This is a genomic window from Pseudomonas sp. NPDC090233 (assembly GCF_044772285.1).
Lineage (GTDB): Bacteria > Pseudomonadota > Gammaproteobacteria > Pseudomonadales > Pseudomonadaceae > Aquipseudomonas.
Genome location: NZ_JBIVYQ010000006.1, coordinates 493,417 through 510,298, shown reverse-complemented (window position 1 = coordinate 510,298; position 16,882 = coordinate 493,417). Strand labels below are relative to the sequence as shown.

General features: G+C 64.0%; 14 protein-coding genes. 10 read left to right on the top strand and 4 right to left on the bottom strand.

What is annotated here, in order from left to right:
* Positions 1–36: 36 nt before the first annotated feature.
* The 10 genes from accB to ACIQUF_RS19495 all read left to right on the top strand — a co-directional run bounded on the left by accB (position 37) and on the right by ACIQUF_RS19495 (position 12,496).
* Positions 37–498, top strand: coding sequence for an acetyl-CoA carboxylase biotin carboxyl carrier protein (accB, locus tag ACIQUF_RS19540; protein ID WP_403134347.1), 462 nt, complete (start codon positions 37–39; stop codon positions 496–498).
* Positions 499–515: 17 nt separating this feature from the next.
* Positions 516–1,871: an acetyl-CoA carboxylase biotin carboxylase subunit gene (gene accC, locus ACIQUF_RS19535; protein WP_403134346.1), complete on the top strand. Its 1,356-nt coding sequence runs from the start codon at positions 516–518 to the stop codon at positions 1,869–1,871.
* A 165-nt stretch (positions 1,872–2,036) separates the two neighbouring features.
* Positions 2,037–2,915, top strand: coding sequence for a 50S ribosomal protein L11 methyltransferase (gene prmA, locus ACIQUF_RS19530; protein WP_403134343.1), 879 nt, complete (start codon positions 2,037–2,039; stop codon positions 2,913–2,915).
* A gap of 42 nt (positions 2,916–2,957) precedes the next feature.
* Positions 2,958–4,286 carry a DUF3426 domain-containing protein gene (locus ACIQUF_RS19525; RefSeq protein WP_403134340.1) on the top strand — a complete coding sequence of 443 codons (1,329 nt, stop codon included), beginning with the start codon at positions 2,958–2,960 and terminating at the stop codon, positions 4,284–4,286.
* 176 nt (positions 4,287–4,462) lie between these two features.
* Complete coding sequence (dusB, locus tag ACIQUF_RS19520; protein ID WP_403134338.1) at positions 4,463–5,476, top strand: tRNA dihydrouridine synthase DusB; 1,014 nt, start codon at positions 4,463–4,465, stop codon at positions 5,474–5,476.
* A complete protein-coding gene (fis, locus tag ACIQUF_RS19515; RefSeq protein WP_011535876.1) occupies positions 5,473–5,793 on the top strand; it encodes a DNA-binding transcriptional regulator Fis in 321 nt (106 codons plus the stop codon). Before dusB ends, fis begins: the two co-directional genes overlap by 4 nt.
* 80 nt (positions 5,794–5,873) lie before the next feature.
* Complete coding sequence (gene purH, locus ACIQUF_RS19510) at positions 5,874–7,481, top strand: bifunctional phosphoribosylaminoimidazolecarboxamide formyltransferase/IMP cyclohydrolase (protein ID WP_403134336.1); 1,608 nt, start codon at positions 5,874–5,876, stop codon at positions 7,479–7,481.
* 182 nt (positions 7,482–7,663) lie between these two features.
* Complete coding sequence (gene purD, locus ACIQUF_RS19505) at positions 7,664–8,953, top strand: phosphoribosylamine--glycine ligase (protein WP_403134335.1); 1,290 nt, start codon at positions 7,664–7,666, stop codon at positions 8,951–8,953.
* A 141-nt stretch (positions 8,954–9,094) separates the two neighbouring features.
* Entirely contained in the window at positions 9,095–11,869 is a 2,775-nt protein-coding gene (locus tag ACIQUF_RS19500) for a response regulator (protein WP_403134332.1), read from the top strand.
* A 30-nt stretch (positions 11,870–11,899) separates the two neighbouring features.
* Positions 11,900–12,496 (top strand): MarC family protein, encoded by a 597-nt coding sequence (locus ACIQUF_RS19495; protein WP_403134330.1) that lies wholly within the window; start codon positions 11,900–11,902, stop codon positions 12,494–12,496.
* A gap of 9 nt (positions 12,497–12,505) precedes the next feature.
* Here the strand turns inward: ACIQUF_RS19495 and cobJ are convergent, their stop codons facing one another.
* Genes cobJ through cobG form a run of 4 tightly spaced genes read right to left on the bottom strand, consistent with a single transcriptional unit; the run spans position 12,506 to position 16,881 of the window.
* Complete coding sequence (gene cobJ / locus ACIQUF_RS19490) at positions 12,506–14,197, bottom strand: precorrin-3B C(17)-methyltransferase (protein WP_403134328.1); 1,692 nt, start codon at positions 14,195–14,197, stop codon at positions 12,506–12,508.
* Positions 14,198–14,199: 2 nt separating this feature from the next.
* Positions 14,200–14,934 carry a precorrin-2 C(20)-methyltransferase gene (locus ACIQUF_RS19485; RefSeq protein ID WP_400796970.1) on the bottom strand — a complete coding sequence of 245 codons (735 nt, stop codon included), beginning with the start codon at positions 14,932–14,934 and terminating at the stop codon, positions 14,200–14,202.
* The gene (locus tag ACIQUF_RS19480; RefSeq protein ID WP_403134325.1) at positions 14,931–15,557 is read right to left on the bottom strand and encodes a precorrin-8X methylmutase; all 627 of its coding nucleotides are present in this window, start codon (positions 15,555–15,557) and stop codon (positions 14,931–14,933) included. The genes ACIQUF_RS19485 and ACIQUF_RS19480 overlap by 4 nt, the downstream gene beginning before the upstream one ends.
* A complete protein-coding gene (gene cobG, locus ACIQUF_RS19475) occupies positions 15,550–16,881 on the bottom strand; it encodes a precorrin-3B synthase (RefSeq protein WP_403134322.1) in 1,332 nt (443 codons plus the stop codon). The genes ACIQUF_RS19480 and cobG overlap by 8 nt, the downstream gene beginning before the upstream one ends.
* Position 16,882: the final 1 nt, after the last annotated feature.

The window sequence follows — 16,882 nt, the reverse complement described above, 5'->3', positions numbered from 1 at the left end:
CGCCCCCTGACCGAACCCTTTGGGAGTTGATGATTAATGGATATCCGTAAAGTCAAGAAACTGATCGAGCTGCTGGAAGAGTCTGGCATCGACGAGCTGGAGATCAAGGAAGGCGAAGAGTCGGTCCGTATCAGCCGTAACAGCAAGACCCCAGCCGCCCAGCAGTTCTACGCACCAGCACCGATGGCTACCGCCCCGGTTGCTGCTCCAGCCGCCGCCGCTGCCCCGGTTGCCGAAGCCGCCGCCGCTGCACCTGCGCTGAAAGGCACCGTGGTTCGCTCGCCGATGGTCGGTACCTTCTACCGCAAGCCGTCGCCGACTTCGCCAAACTTCGCTGAAGTTGGCCAGTCCGTGAAGAAGGGCGACACCCTGTGCATCGTCGAAGCGATGAAGATGATGAACCACATCGAAGCCGATGTCGGCGGTGTCATCGACGCCATCCTGGTGGAAGACGGTCAGCCGGTTGAGTTCGACCAGCCGCTGTTCACCATCGTTTGATTCGCGGAGAGCCAACGATGACTGGGAAGCTGGAAAAAGTCCTGATCGCCAACCGCGGGGAAATTGCCCTGCGGATCCTGCGTGCCTGCAAAGAGCTGGGCATCAAGACCGTCGCCGTGCACTCCACGGCCGACCGCGAACTGATGCACCTGGGCCTGGCAGACGAGTCGGTCTGCATTGGTCCTGCTTCGTCCAAAGATTCGTACCTGCACATCCCGGCGATCATCGCCGCGGCTGAAGTGACAGGCGCCACCGCCATTCACCCCGGTTACGGCTTCCTGGCGGAAAACGCCGACTTCGCCGAGCAGGTGGAGAAATCCGGTTTCGCCTTCATCGGCCCGAAAGCCGACACCATTCGCCTGATGGGCGACAAGGTTTCGGCCAAGGACGCGATGATCAAGACCGGCGTACCTACCGTACCGGGCTCCGATGGCCCACTGCCGGAAGACGAAGAGGTCGCCCTGGCGATTGCCCGTGACGTCGGCTACCCGGTGATCATCAAGGCCGCTGGCGGCGGCGGTGGTCGCGGCATGCGCGTGGTGCACAAGGAAGAGGACCTGATCGCCTCGGCCAAGCTCACCCGTACCGAAGCCGGTGCAGCCTTCGGCAACCCGATGGTCTACCTGGAGAAGTTCCTGACCAACCCACGTCACGTGGAAGTTCAGGTACTGTCCGACGGGCAGGGCAACGCCATCCACCTGGGCGACCGCGACTGCTCGCTGCAGCGTCGTCACCAGAAGGTTCTGGAAGAAGCGCCGGCACCAGGCATCGATGAGAAGGCTCGTCAGGAAGTCTTCAAGCGTTGCGTCGATGCGTGCGTCGAAATCGGCTACCGCGGTGCCGGTACTTTCGAGTTCCTGTACGAGAATGGCCGCTTCTACTTCATCGAAATGAACACCCGCGTGCAGGTCGAGCACCCGGTGTCGGAGATGGTTACCGGCATCGACATCGTCAAGGAGATGCTCAGCATCGCCGCTGGCAACAAGCTGTCGATCCGTCAGGAAGACGTGGTGATCCGCGGCCACTCGCTGGAGTGCCGGATCAACGCCGAAGACCCGAAGAAGTTCATCCCGAGCCCAGGCAAGGTCAAGCACTTCCACGCCCCAGGCGGCAACGGAGTTCGCGTCGATTCGCACCTGTACAGCGGTTATTCGGTGCCGCCAAACTACGACTCGCTGATCGGCAAGCTGATCACCTACGGCAAAGACCGCGACGAAGCCATGGCGCGCATGCGCAATGCCCTGGACGAGATCGTCGTCGATGGCATCAAGACCAACATCCCGCTGCACCGCGACCTGGTGCGTGATGAAGGTTTCTGCAAAGGCGGCATCAACATCCACTACCTCGAGCACAAACTGGCCAACCAGGAGTGATCGCGTTAGCGTGATGAACAAGAACCCCGGCCATGTGCCGGGGTTTTTCTTTTGTGGACACCGCGGTCTTCCAGCCCTCCTCTACAAACCCCCCGCACTCGCGTAAACTTGCAGCCTTTCGCGCAGCCTCGGGCTGCCCCTGTCGATTTACCAAAGGTGCCCGCCATGCCCTGGCTGCAAGTACGCCTGGCCATCAGCCCGGAACAAGCCGAAACCTACGAAGACGCCCTGCTCGAAGTCGGCGCCGTCTCGGTCACGTTCATGGATGCCGAAGATCAGCCGATCTTCGAACCCGACCTCAACACCACCCCGCTGTGGTCGCACACCCACCTGCTGGCGCTGTTCGAGGCCGACGCCGAGCCCGAAGCGGTATTCGCCCACCTGCAGTTGCTGACCGGCGCCGATTTGCCCGAGCACCAGGCCGAGGTCATCGAGGACCAGGACTGGGAACGCAGCTGGATGGACGGCTTCCAGCCGATGCGTTTCGGCCAGCGCCTGTGGATCGTGCCAAGCTGGCACGAAGCGCCCGAGAAGGATGCGGTGAATCTGCTGCTCGACCCGGGCCTTGCCTTTGGCACCGGCACCCACCCGACCACCGCACTGTGCCTGGAATGGCTCGACGGCCAGCAGCTCGAAGGCACCCAGGTGCTGGACTTCGGCTGCGGCTCGGGCATCCTGGCCATCGCCGCGCTGCTGTTGGGCGCGCGTGAAGCAGTCGGTACCGACATCGACGTGCAGGCCATCGAAGCCTCGCGTGACAATGCCCAGCGCAACGGCATCGCCGATGAAAAGCTGGCCCTGTACCTGCCCGAAGCCATGCCGGCCATGCAGGCCGACGTGCTGGTCGCCAACATCCTGGCCGGCCCGCTGGTCTCGCTGGCGCCACAATTGTCCGGACTGGTCCGCCCCGGCGGCCTGCTGGCATTGTCGGGCATCCTTGCCGAACAGGGCGAGGAAGTGGCCGCCGCCTACGCCGCCGATTTCGATCTGGACCCGATCGTCGTGCGCGACGGCTGGGTACGCATCAGTGGTCGCCGCCGCTGAGCGGGCCTAGAATACTTTTCTGTACAGCTCCCGGATCGCCGCATGACCGACAGTTTCGTCACCCAGTGCCCGCATTGCCAGACCAGCTTTCGCGTCACCCATCACCAGTTGAGCGTGGCACGCGGCGTCGTGCGCTGTGGCCATTGCCTGCAGGTGTTCAATGCGGCGAAGCAGTTGCTTGAGCAGAACCGCGCGGGCGCGGCGCCTGTGGTGCCACCGATACCGGTGGTCGAGCCGGTCATCGCGCCCGAGCCGCCAGCCAGCGTACGCCCCCTCGCCGAACCTGAAGACTGGGCGGCCACCGCCCAGGCCCTGGATGAGCTTGACCTGGACCAGGAGCTGGCCCGCCTCGAACGTCGCGGCAAACCTGACGAGCCTCGCCCCGTAGCACCGGCGGATGCGCTGCAGGCACGACGCGACGAGCCCGCCGCCGATTCCCATGGTGAGGAGCTGTTCGGTAACGCGACCGACGATCATCATGAGCCGCTGGAGGTTGTCGAACCTGCACCTGTCCTGCTGGAACAGGAGCCACTGGACCTTGAACCGGCCCCCGGTGATCGTACCGAACCCACGCTGGGCGGCAATCTGGACCTGGACTTCGATGAAGAACCTGCCGTACATCGGCCCGCCGAGCACCACGAGCCGGACGACTATCCCGAGCCTCTGCCTACGGATGACGAACTCGTCCATGAGAAAGGCCTGAGTGCCCGGGATGACGACGAAGACGATATCCATCTGTCGGCACGTGACGACGACACTGTCGAACCGTTGCCTGGCGAACGCCTGGAGCCAGCCTTTGCCGCCAGGGCCGAGCGCCCGTCACGCAAGGAACCGCTGGTCGACGTGGTCGACGACCCGCTGCAACTGGGCTGGGAGAAGCCCAAACCGAACTGGGGCAAGCGGTTGCTGTGGGGTGTGCTGACCCTGCTGGCCGCTGGCCTGCTGGCGTTCCAGTACGTGTGGTTCCATTTCGACGAAATGGCCCGCCAGGACCAGTACCGCCCGATCTTCCAGCAGCTGTGCCCGATGCTGGGCTGCGAGGTGCCCACCCGCGTCGACATCGGCCGCATCAAAAGCAGCAACCTGGTGGTGCGCAGCCACCCGGACTTCAAGGGCGCACTGATCGTCGACGCGATCATCTACAACCGCGCACCGTTCGCCCAACCCTTCCCGCTGCTGGAGCTGCGCTTCGCCGACCTCAATGGCCAACTGATCGCCAGCCGTCGGTTCAAGCCCAGCGAGTACCTTTCCGGTGAATTGGCCGGGCGCGGCGAAATGCCCAGCCAGACGCCAATCCACATTGCCCTGGACATCCTCGACCCGGGGCCCAAGGCCGTGAACTACAGCCTCAGCTTCCGCTCGCCGGAGTGACCGACCGTGGCTGGCCGCCGTGTTTGCGGCGCCAGCCTGCTGTCGCTAACCATCGGGCATAAGGCCGCAGCTGTTCAGATTTTATCCAAATCCATCTTTATCCGGTCACCGAGAGCGGGTATCATGCCAACCCTTTTTCGAACTCCAATGATTCGGCCCCACAACAGGGAACACCTATGTCGGCGGTACGCATCGGCCCATATACACTACGCAACAATCTGATCCTCGCGCCCATGGCCGGGGTCACGGACCAGCCTTTCCGTACACTTTGCCAGCGCCTTGGCGCGGGCATGGTGGTGTCGGAGATGGTCAGCAGCGACATGAGCCTGTGGAACAGCCGCAAGTCGAGCCTGCGCCGCATCCACGAAGGTGATCCCGAGCCGCGCTCGGTACAGATCGCCGGGGGCGATGCGCAGATGATGGCGGCGGCGGCACGGGCCAACGTCGAAGCGGGCGCCCAGATCATCGATATCAACATGGGCTGCCCGGCAAAAAAAGTCTGCAACAAAGCTGCAGGCTCTGCTTTATTGAGAGATGAAGCATTGGTCAACGAGATCCTCCATGCCGTCGTCGGCGCGGTGGACGTACCCGTGACCCTGAAGATCCGCACCGGCTGGGACCGGGCGAACAAGAACGGCCTGAACGTGGCGAAGATCGCCGAACAGGCCGGCATCCAGGCGCTGGCGGTGCATGGCCGCACACGCGCCGACCTGTACACCGGCGACGCCGAATACGACACCATCGCTGCCATCAAGCAGGTGGTGTCCATTCCGGTGTTTGCCAACGGCGATATCACCTCGCCAGAAAAGGCGCGGGCGGTGCTGGACGCCACCGGGGTCGACGGCCTGCTGATTGGCCGGGCTGCCCAGGGGCGGCCCTGGATCTTTCGCGAGATCGAACATTTTTTAGGGACCGGCCAGCATTTGCCGGCCCCGCAGTTGGACGAAGTGGAACGCATCCTGCTGGAGCACCTGGCCGCGCTGCATGCCTTCTATGGCGATGTGATGGGCGTACGTATCGCCCGCAAGCACGTTGGCTGGTACCTGGCGACACGACCCGGCGGCAAGGAGTTTCGCTCCCGGTTCAACGCTTTGGAAGACACACAAGCGCAGTGCGCCAACGTTCGCGCGTATTTCAGCGAACGTCGACAGAGCCTTGAGACAGAGGACGGACAAGGGGTGGCCGCATGACGATGATGACCGAGACATTAGTGAGTGGAACAACGCCCGTGAGCGACAACGCCAACCTCAAACAGCACCTCAACACGCCGAGCGAAGAGGGCCAGACCCTTCGCGACAGCGTCGAGAAGGCGCTGCACAACTACTTCGCACACCTGGAAGGCGCGACCGTCACTGACGTGTACAACCTGGTGCTCTCCGAAGTCGAGGCGCCCCTGCTCGAATGCGTGATGAATTACGTCAAGGGCAACCAGACCAAGGCCAGCGAGATGCTCGGGCTCAACCGAGGCACCCTGCGCAAGAAGCTCAAGCAGTACGACTTGTTGTAAGCCAGAATCCCAATCAGAAAAGGCGGCCTCTGCGAAGAGACGCCTTTTTTGCTGACTCCACCGCGTTATTGGAACCCGAAATGACCGACCAGACTACCCGCCTGCCAGTCCGCCGCGCCCTGATCAGCGTCTCCGACAAGACCGGTATCCTCGAATTCGCTCGTGAGCTGCAGCAGCTCGGGGTCGAGATCCTGTCCACCGGCGGCACCTACAAGCTGCTCAAGGACAACGGCGTGAACGCGGTGGAAGTGGCCGACTACACTGGCTTCGCCGAAATGATGGACGGCCGGGTCAAGACCCTGCACCCGAAAATCCACGGCGGCATTCTCGGCCGTCGCGGCACCGACGACTCCATCATGAACGAGCACGGCATCAAGCCGATCGACCTGGTTGCCGTCAACCTGTACCCGTTCGAGGCCACCATCGCCAAGCCTGGCTGTGACCTGCCGACTGCCATCGAGAACATCGACATCGGCGGCCCGACCATGGTCCGCTCGGCTGCCAAGAACCACAAGGACGTGGCCATCGTGGTCAATGCCGGCGACTACGCCAACGTCCTCGAAGGCCTCAAGGCCGGTGGCCTGACCTACGCCCAGCGCTTCGACCTGATGCTCAAGGCATTCGAGCACACTGCCGCCTACGACGGCATGATCGCCAACTACATGGGCACCATCGACCAGGCCAAAGAGACCCTGTCGACCGAGGGCCGCAGCGAGTTCCCGCGCACCTTCAACAGCCAGTTCGTCAAAGCCCAGGAAATGCGCTACGGCGAGAACCCGCACCAGAGCGCGGCGTTCTACGTTGAAGCCAACAAGGGCGAAGCCAGCATCTCCAGCGCCGTACAGCTGCAGGGCAAGGAACTGTCGTTCAACAACGTGGCCGACACCGACGCCGCGCTGGAGTGCGTGAAGAGCTTCGTCAAGCCGGCCTGCGTCATCGTCAAGCACGCCAACCCATGCGGCGTGGCCGTCGTCCCTGAAGACGAAGGTGGCATCCGCAAGGCCTACGACCTGGCCTACGCCACCGACACCGAGTCGGCATTCGGCGGCATCATCGCCTTCAACCGCGAGCTGGACGGCGAAACCGCCAAGGCCATCGTCGAGCGTCAGTTCGTCGAAGTGATCATCGCCCCGAAAATCTCCCAGGCGGCCCGCGACGTGGTGGCGGCCAAGCAGAACGTGCGCTTGCTGGAATGCGGCGAATGGCCAGCCGAGCGTGCCGCCGGCTGGGACTTCAAGCGGGTCAACGGTGGCCTGCTGGTGCAGAGCCGCGATATCGGCATGATCAGCGCCGATGACCTGAAGATCGTCACCAAGCGTGCGCCGACCGAGCAGGAAATCCACGACCTGGTGTTCGCCTGGAAAGTGGCCAAGTTCGTCAAGTCCAACGCCATCGTCTACGCCAAGCAGCGCCAGACCATCGGCGTCGGCGCCGGCCAGATGAGCCGCGTCAACTCCGCGCGCATCGCTGCCATCAAGGCTGAGCATGCTGGCCTGCAGGTGCAGGGTGCGGTGATGGCATCGGACGCGTTCTTCCCGTTCCGTGATGGCATCGACAATGCGGCTAAAGTGGGTATCAGCGCCGTGATCCAACCGGGTGGTTCGATGCGTGATGCCGAGGTGATTGCTGCCGCTGATGAAGCCGGCATCGCCATGGTGTTCACCGGCATGCGCCACTTCCGCCACTGATTTACGGCAATCGGCCGCACTGAAGCAGGCATCTGCTGCGTTGGGGCCGGTTCCGCTGATGCTCATTGCCAGAAGGCAACTCCGCTCATCGGAACCGGCCCCGCCTTGCATCTACCTGCTTCATTGCGACCTCGTACAGCGAGAGGCTCTGTCTCTCGTTCGACAGATTTCGAGGTTTTGACATGAAAGTTTTGATCATTGGCAGCGGCGGCCGTGAGCACGCCCTGGCCTGGAAAGTCGCCCAGGACCCACGCGTCGAAAAAGTCTTCGTCGCCCCAGGCAACGCCGGCACCGCCATTGAAGCCAAGTGCGAGAACGTCGCCATCGACGTCACCGCCCTGGAACAACTGGCCGACTTCGCCGAAAAGAACGTCGACCTGACCATCGTCGGCCCTGAAGCGCCACTGGTCATCGGCGTGGTCGACCTGTTCCGCAGCCGCGGCCTGGATTGCTTCGGCCCGACCAAGGGCGCGGCCCAGCTGGAAGGCTCCAAGGCCTTCACCAAGGATTTCCTGGCTCGCCACAAGATCCCGACCGCCGACTACCAGAACTTCACCGAGATCGAGCCGGCCCTCGCCTACCTGCAGGAAAAGGGCGCGCCGATCGTCATCAAGGCCGATGGCCTGGCCGCAGGCAAAGGCGTGATCGTCGCCATGACTCTGCAGGAAGCCGAAGACGCCGTGCGCGACATGCTCGCCGGCAATGCCTTCGGTGACGCCGGTTCGCGCGTGGTCATCGAAGAGTTCCTCGACGGCGAGGAAGCCAGCTTCATCGTCATGGTCGACGGCCACAACGTGCTGCCAATGGCCACCAGCCAGGACCACAAGCGCGTCGGCGACCAGGACAGCGGCCCGAACACCGGCGGCATGGGTGCCTATTCCCCTGCCCCCGTGGTCACCGCCGACGTGCACCAGCGCGTGATGGACCAGGTGATCTGGCCGACCGTGCGCGGCATGGCCGAAGAAGGCAACGTCTACACCGGGTTCCTGTATGCCGGCCTGATGATCGACAAGGCGGGCAACCCCAAGGTCATCGAGTTCAACTGCCGCTTCGGCGACCCGGAAACCCAACCGGTCATGCTGCGTCTGGAATCGAGCCTGGTGCTGCTGATCGAAGCCGCGTTTGCCAAGGCCCTGGACAAAGTCGAAGCGCAGTGGGACCCGCGCCCGAGCCTGGGCGTGGTACTGGCAGCTGGCGGTTACCCGGGCGACTACGCCAAGGGCGACGCGATCAGCGGCCTGGAGGCGGCAGCCAAGATCGAAGGCAAGGTGTTCCATGCCGGCACTTCGCTCAAGGATGGCCAGGTCGTCACCAACGGCGGCCGTGTGCTCTGCGCCACCGCTATGGGCAGCACCGTCGCCGACGCTCAGCAGCAGGCCTACCGCCTGGCCAAGGAAGTCAGCTGGAACGGTAGTTTCTACCGTACCGACATCGGCTACCGAGCCATTGCTCGCGAGCGCGGTGAACACTAGAAGTAACCTTTCTCAGATGGTCGCGGCGCATCGTTTATGCGACATTCGGCTCGTCGACAGGGCCCCACCGGGGCCTTGCCTTCGACTTGGCGCGCCGCGCATAGTTAGTACACGGCACATCGGCTAGGAAGGGATCTCGTAGTGCGTCGGCTTCGGATTGCCACAGCTCTGATCGTCAGCTTGCTGACTCTGCTCTGCCTTTTCCCGGCTTCGGCCGATCAAGGCGGAGGCTGGTCGGTTTTGCTCGATGAGCAGGCCAACCTGCAACTGAGCGACGTGCGCTCCGATCGCTACCGCAGCCAGTTCAGCCCGACCACCCTGGGTGACCTGGATGCCGCCCCGGCTGAACAAGCCCTCTGGCTGCACTATCGCCTGGAGCCGGGCGATCAAGAGCAACTGCTGCGGGTCTTCGCGCCCGACCTTTCGCGCCTGGACCTCTACGCCCTCGACGGTGACAAGCTGCTACGCCAGCTGCACCACGGGCGCCAAGCCGGCAATGGCAGTAGCCCGACCCTGCGCGGCAGCGACCATGTGATGCCCTTGCCCAATAGTTCGCAAGCGCTGGACATCTACTTGCGCCTGGTTTCCGAGCATCAGCTGCGCCCGGCCATCAGCCTGGAACCCGCAGCCGAGGCTGCCTCCAACCACAGCCAGCCGTTGCTGTTCGGCATGTTGTTCGGCGGCCTGGTCATGCTCATTCTGCACAACCTGATCCGCTTTCTGTATACCCGCTCCACGACTACCCTGATTCTCGCCCTGTACCACGGGCTGATGCTGCTCAGCGGCCTGATCCTGCTCAACCTCAGCGGTCCCTGGTGGCACCTGTGGCACAGCGCGCAAACCCCGGCTGCCTACCTGACCCTGGTGCTGGCAGGTATGGCCGGGCTGTATTTCACCCAGCATTTCTTCGCGGTCTGCAATTCACCTCAGCTCAACCGCTTACTGCAGGCCGAGATACTGATCGCTGCGGTCAGCGGGCTGATCCTGCTGTTCGTCGACACGCTTCCACTCAACCTGATGACTTACGCCCTGATGGCTCTGGGCAGCATGAGCATGCTGCTGGTCAGCAGCTACCACTGGTACAAGGGGTATGCGCCGGCACGGCTGTTCAGCCTGGCGATGGTGGTGTTCAACCTTGGCGGCCTGGTGCTGCTACCCGCCCTGCTCGGCCTGACACGTACGTCGACGCCCTGGCTTTTGTGCATCCTGCTCGGCTTGGCAGTGGCCAGCGGCCTGCTGCTGAACCTTGCGGTCAGCGAACGCCTGCGCAGGATGAGCGAAGAGCGCTTCAGCGCCAGCCGCGCGCTGGCCGCCAGTGACGCGGAAATCAACGCCAAAGCCGAATTCCTGGCAAAGATCAGCCACGAAATCCGTACCCCCATGAACGGCGTGCTGGGCATGACCGAGCTGTTGCTGGGCACCCCGCTGTCGGTCAAACAGCGTGACTACGTGCAGACCATTCACAGCGCGGGCAACGAACTGCTCACGCTGATCAACGAAATCCTCGATATTTCCAAGCTCGAATCGCGGCAGATCGAACTGGACGATGTGCAGTTCGACCTTAACGCCCTGATCGAAGACTGCCTGAACATCTTCCGCGCCAAGGCCGAACAGCAGAACATCGAACTGATCAGCTTCACCCAGCCACAAGTGCCGCGGGTTGTCAGTGGCGACCCTACGCGTCTGCGCCAGGCGCTCTCCAGCTTGCTGGAAAACGCCCTGAAAAATACCGGCCAGGGGGAAATCCTGCTGGTGGTGGCGCTGGACCAGCGCGGCGAAATCCCGCGCCTGCGCATCGCCGTGCAAGACAGCGGCGAACCCTTGCCGGCCGCAGAGCGCGAAGCGCTGCTGCAGGCCGAGCTGCATAGCCACCAGTTCCTCTCCAGCAACAAGCTCGGTGGCCACCTCGGGCTGATCATCGCCAAGCAGCTGATCGGCCTCATGCAAGGTGAGTTCGGGATCAAGAGCAGCACCAGCATGGGCAATACCCTGTGGCTCACCCTGCCACTCGACCCATCACGGCTGGAACAACCGCTGGCCGACCTCGACGGCCCGTTGCGCGATGCCCGGGTACTGGTAGTGGATGACAATGACACCTGCCGCAAGGTGCTGGTGCAGCAGTGCAGCGCCTGGGGCATGAATGTCAGCGCGGTGCCGTCCGGCAAGGAAGCCCTGGCGCTGCTGCGCACCAAGGCACACCTGCGCGACTATTTCGATGCAGTGCTGCTGGACCAGAACATGCCGGGCATGACCGGCATGCAACTGGCGGCGAAAATCAAGGAAGACCCCAGCCTGAACCACGACATCCTGGTGGTGATGCTGACCGGTATCAGCAATGCGCCGAGCAAGGTCATCGCGCGCAATGCCGGGGTCAAGCGCATCCTGGCCAAACCGGTCGCCGGCTATACGCTCAAGACGACCCTGGCCGAAGAACTGGCCCAGCGAGGCCGCGAACAGACCGTCACCATGCCATCGTCGGGCATCCCGCCCAGCCACGAGCTGCCCGATGATTTCCGCGTGCTGGTCGCCGAAGACAACAGCATCTCGACCAAGGTCATCCGTGGCATGCTCGGCAAGCTCAACCTCGAACCGGACACCGCCAGCAACGGCGAAGAAGCCCTGCAGGCCATGAAAGCCCAGCGCTACGACCTGGTGCTGATGGACTGCGAAATGCCGGTGCTCGATGGTTTCTCCGCCACCCAGCAACTGCGCGCCTGGGAGATCGCCAACCAGCGCCAGCGTACGCCGGTGGTGGCACTGACCGCGCACATCCTTGCCGAACACAAGGAACGCGCACGCCTGGCCGGCATGGATGGGCACATGGCCAAGCCGGTGGAGCTGTCGCAATTGCGCGAGTTGATCCAGTATTGGGCGAACCAGCGCGAGGCCAAGACCGATCCGCTGCATACCTCGTAGCCGACAACGTTTCTACAAGGATCCAGCCTCATGCTCCATGAGTTGTTCAGTGTCTACCTGAAGATGCTGGTGCTCTACAGCCCGTTCTTCGTGCTGTCGTGCTTCATCAGCCTGACCCGTGGCCACTCCAGCAAGGAGCGCAAGCAGCTGGCCTGGAAGGTCGCCTTCGCTGCGTTGGTCGCCAGCGTGCTGCTGTACCTGTTTGGGCGCGCGATCTTTGGCATCTTCGGTATCACCGCTGATGCCTTCCGTATCGGTGCCGGCAGCGTGCTGTTCATCTCGGCGCTGGGCATGGCCCAGGGCAAACCTGCGGTGCAAGCCGACAACGTGCAGCAGGACGTGACCATCGTGCCGCTGACCATCCCACTGACGGTAGGCCCCGGTACCATCGGCGCCTTGCTGGTGATGGGCGTGGGCCAGCCGCACTGGGATGACAAGGCGCTGGCCATCGTCAGCATCGCGCTGGCCAGCTTCACCGTGGGCCTGGTGTTGTACCTCTCGCACGGGATCGAGCGGCTTCTCGGCGAACAGGGCCTGCAGATCGTCAGCCGCCTGATGGGGCTGTTCGTCTGCGCCCTGGCGGCGCAGATCATTTTTACCGGGATCAGGGGCTACCTGGTTGGCTAGCCCCGCTCCTCACGGCGCGACCGGATACCAGCGAGGGGTGTAGACCCATTGCCCACCCTCGGCACGGGCGAACGTGCGGGTGGTAGACGAACCGATCAGGACCATGGTGCGCATGTCGACCATTTCCGCTGTCAATTCACCCAAGGTAACGACGTTGAGCGTTTGCCCAGGCCGGCCGATATCGCGCCCCAGCACCACAGGAGTAGCCCCCACCCGATGCTGGCGCACGATTTCCAGCGCACGCCCCAACTGCCAGGGCCGCGAGCGTGAGATCGGGTTGTAGAAGGCCAGCACCAGGTCGGCCTGGGCAGCGAGGTCGAGGCGCTGCTCGATGGTCGCCCAAGGCTTGAGGTTGTCGGACAGCGACATTACGCAGAAGTCATGCCCCAGCGGTGCACCGGCCTGTGCGGCCGTTGCCAGCGAAGCCGAAACGCCAGGCAAAATCTCCAGATCGACACGGTGCCAGGCGGGGTCCGTCGACCCGTGCAGCGCCTCCAGCACGGCAGAGGCCATGGCAAACACCCCAGGGTCACCCGACGACACCACCACCACCGACCGCCCTTGGGCCGCCAGTTCAAAGGCATGACGGGCACGCTGCATTTCTTCGCGATTGTCTGTGCAATGTTGCACCTGGTCGTCGCGGAACGGCCCGGCCATGCGCACGTATGTCTCATAGCCGAGGATGTCCTGCGCACGTGCAAGCTCTGCCTTCACTGCCGGCACCATCAGCTCGGCGGCACCAGGGCCCAGACCAATCACTGCCAGGCGACCGCGCTTGCGGCCAAGCTGCGCAACATCGACCGGTGTCGCGGCTACCGCGATGACCAGGCCTGAGTGTTCGATCAGGCGGGCATCCGGCAGGGCATCGGCTGCCATGCCCACTAGCGTACTGTCCTTGACAGCGAAACGCAGCTCGACAGCCAGCGCCAGGGCGGCATCCTGTAAAGATGGCTCGGCCATCGCCTGCTCGGCGACCAGCAAGCCGGCCAGCGATGCCTCGGCGATGCCCGCTGCAGAGAGTGCATCACGTATCCGCTCGACCAGACCGGGGCCGCAATCATCCAGAGCGACCACCACCGAGCGAGGGTGAATCAGCAACTCGTCACGGCGGGCAGGTCGCGCCTCACAACTCACATGAATGGTGTGCTGGGCAGATTCACTGGCCGGTAGCTGAGCCTGCGCCAGCCAAGGCGCATCCCCTTCGATACGCAGGGCCTCGCCGGCCAGCAGGTCGGAAACGAAGCGCTTGCCCTGCTCGATATCCGCAAGGGCGTAACCCTCAGGTGGGTTCAGCAGGCAGGTGCCGAATCGCAGCTCCCCACTGGTGGTGATTGCCGCCGCCACACCCAGCGCCGCGCCGATCTCGCGGGCCATGACGTTGACGCCACTCAGCCCACCAAGCAGCGGCACCACCGCGCTGCCGTCTTCGGCCACTGCCAGCACCGGCGGTTCTGCGCCTTTCTCGCTGAGCAGGCCGGCCAGGCTGCGGATGACGATACCTGCCGCGCACAGCGCGATGATCGGCGTGTCCTGCTGGTACAGCGCGCGCAGCGTGTCGCCGAACGCCTCATACAACCGGTCGGCCTGCTCGACCCGCCCGGCCAGGCCGTGGATCATCGCCTGCGGATACTGCTGCTGGATGCGCTGCGCGGTAGCCAGGCTGCCAGCGCCGAGCACAATGATTGCCGGTGCCTTGTGCATGCTTACCCCTGCCATTTTTCACCCGGCACAATGATCAGCGAGAAGTACGGCGACGACTGCGGGTCGACCGCGTCCAGCGCAACGATCTTCTGGTTGGCCATGGTTGCCCGCTCGACGTACAGCGCACGCCCGTCCAGGCCCAGCTCGCCGAGCACCTGCCGTACCTTGGGGAAGTTGCGGCCAAGCTTCATGATCACGGCCGCATCGGCATCGGCCAGGCGGCGCTTGAGCTCTTCGGCCGGCAGTACGCCGGACAGCACCGACAGGCTCTGGTTGCGGTACACCAGCGGTGCGCCCAGTACCGAAGCGCCACCGAGCATCGAGCAGACACCGGGTATCACTTGCGCGTCATAGCGCTGCGCCAGGCGGTCATGCAGATACATGTAGGAGCCATAGAAGAACGGGTCACCCTCGCAGATCACCGCCACATCGCGGCCGGCGTCGAGGTGTTCGGCCACCTGCACGCTGGCTTCGTCGTAGAAGTCGCTGATCACCTGCTCGTACGACAAAGGGGCCGGCAGCGCTTCGGTGGTCACCGGGTAGACCAGCGGCAGCAGCGTTTGCGCAGGCTGCAGGTGCGCCTCGATGATGCCGAAGGCATTGCCGCGCTTGCCCTTGGCCACGAAGTAGGCGACCACGGGAGCCTCGCGCAGCAGGCGCAGGGCCTTGAGGGTGATCAGTTCAGGGTCGCCAGGGCCAACGCCCAAGCCCAGCAAGCGGCCGCGCGGCGTCATCATTCCACCTCCGTGGCGAGGGCGTTTACTGCGGCGGCTGCCATCGCGCTGCCGCCCAGGCGGCCTTGCATGATCACGAACTGCACGCCACGGCTGTCGGCGGCGAGCATCGCCTTGGACTCGGCAGCGCCGACGAAGCCGACCGGGAAGCCGAGGATCAACGCAGGCTTTGGCGCGCCTGCGTCGATCATTTCCAGCAGGTAGAACAACGCAGTAGGTGCATTGCCGATCACCACCACGCTGCCTTCCAAATACGGCCGCCACAGCTCAAGCGCTACGGCCGAGCGCGTGTTGCCGGCATCCTTGGCCAGCCCAGGCACGCTCGGGTCGCGCAGGGTGCAAATGACTTTGTTGTCCGCGGGCAGGCGTGCGCGGGTGATGCCTTCGGCGACCATGTGCGCGTCGCAGAGAATCGGCGCACCCTTGGCCAGGGCTTCGCGCCCAGCGCGGCCAGCTCCTTCGGAGAACTGCAGACTGTCGATGGCCTCGACCATGCCGCAGGCGTGGATCACGCGCACCGCAAGCTTTTCAAGGTCTGCGGGAATCCGTTCAAGTCGGGCTTCCTCACGGATGATCCGGAAGGAATTGCGATAGATCTCCTGACCATCGCGGATGTAATCAATCATCAAGGTGCTCCGTCGGCAGGGCGAGCATGGCGCCTGCTTCTTTCAAGGTGAGGTTGGCCGCGCGCAGGGCTCCGAAGCCCGGCAAGCGCGCGTCACGCAAATAGAGGTCATAACGGCCCGACGAGCGGGCCAGCAGGGTGGCCGGGGCGACATGGGCCACGGCGCAGGATCGTTGGCAGCCGGACAGGTGCACGCTGGCAGGGGCGCCAGCGGGCAACATGGCGGCCAGGGTCACGGCATCGGCCTTGGTTTCGCCGTGCGCCTTGGCGCAACCGCTGCTGCCGGTACAAGCGACCAGCCGGGCCAAAGGTTCATGGTTGTGGCAAAGCAGGCCCAAGGCCGACAAATCACGTTGCGCCTCGGCGATGCTGGCGCCAGCGATATTGGGCAGGACCAGGCTCTGCCAAGGGCTCAACCGCAGGCTGCCATCGCCCTGTTCACGGGCGACTCGCGCAGCGCCGCGGAGCATGTCGGCCGTCAGCCTGCCCAGCGGCGGAGCGATGCCTAGCGCCATGCCCTGCTGTTGCTCCAGTGCACCCAGCCATGGACTGTTGCCGGCTTCGCGTCGCCAATCGAGGACGGCGGCATCGCGGCGGATATTCAGCCCCAACCCTTCGACGAAACGGTTCACCGGGCAGCCTTCAAGCAACTGGCGCATACGCGCCTGTTCCGGGGTGGCCAGGTCGAGAAAGCGTTCAAGCACTGCACGCACCAGCGCCAGGCCCTGCTCCACCGGCACCGCACCCAGTACCTGCCCATCGGCTGGGCAGCCGGCCAGGCCGAACGCAAGCCAGGTGCGCTGCTCCAGGCGCAATGCCGAGAGCCACAGATCGTGGGGGTGATCGAGCATCGCCAAGCCTTCGCCACCGTCCAATTGCAAAGCGAACTTGGCGGACAACTGGTGAAAGCGCGTTGTGCCTTGCAGCAGTTCGAGAATCTGTGCGGCCAATGGCCGCACATCCAGCACCATCGCCGGGTCATGGCCGGCCAGGGGGCTGAGCATCAGGTTGCGCACATCGTCGCTGGCGGCTTCGCGCGGGCCGAGGCCGGCGGCCAACAGGCTGTCGATCAGGCCCTGGTGATCGTTACCGATGCCACGGATTTGCAGGTTGCCGCGGTTGGTCGCCTCGATCACGCCGCTGGCGAATCGCTCGGCAGCGCCCGCCACCGCATCGGCCTGGTCGGCCAGCAGCAGGCCACCGGGCAGCTTGATCCGGCAGATCCCGCCATCACGGGCGCTGACGATGCGCCACAACCCCGGGCAAGCCGAGGGACGGGGCGATACGGTTGGGGTTTGGACCTGCTTCAATGGGGCGTCCGGCAAT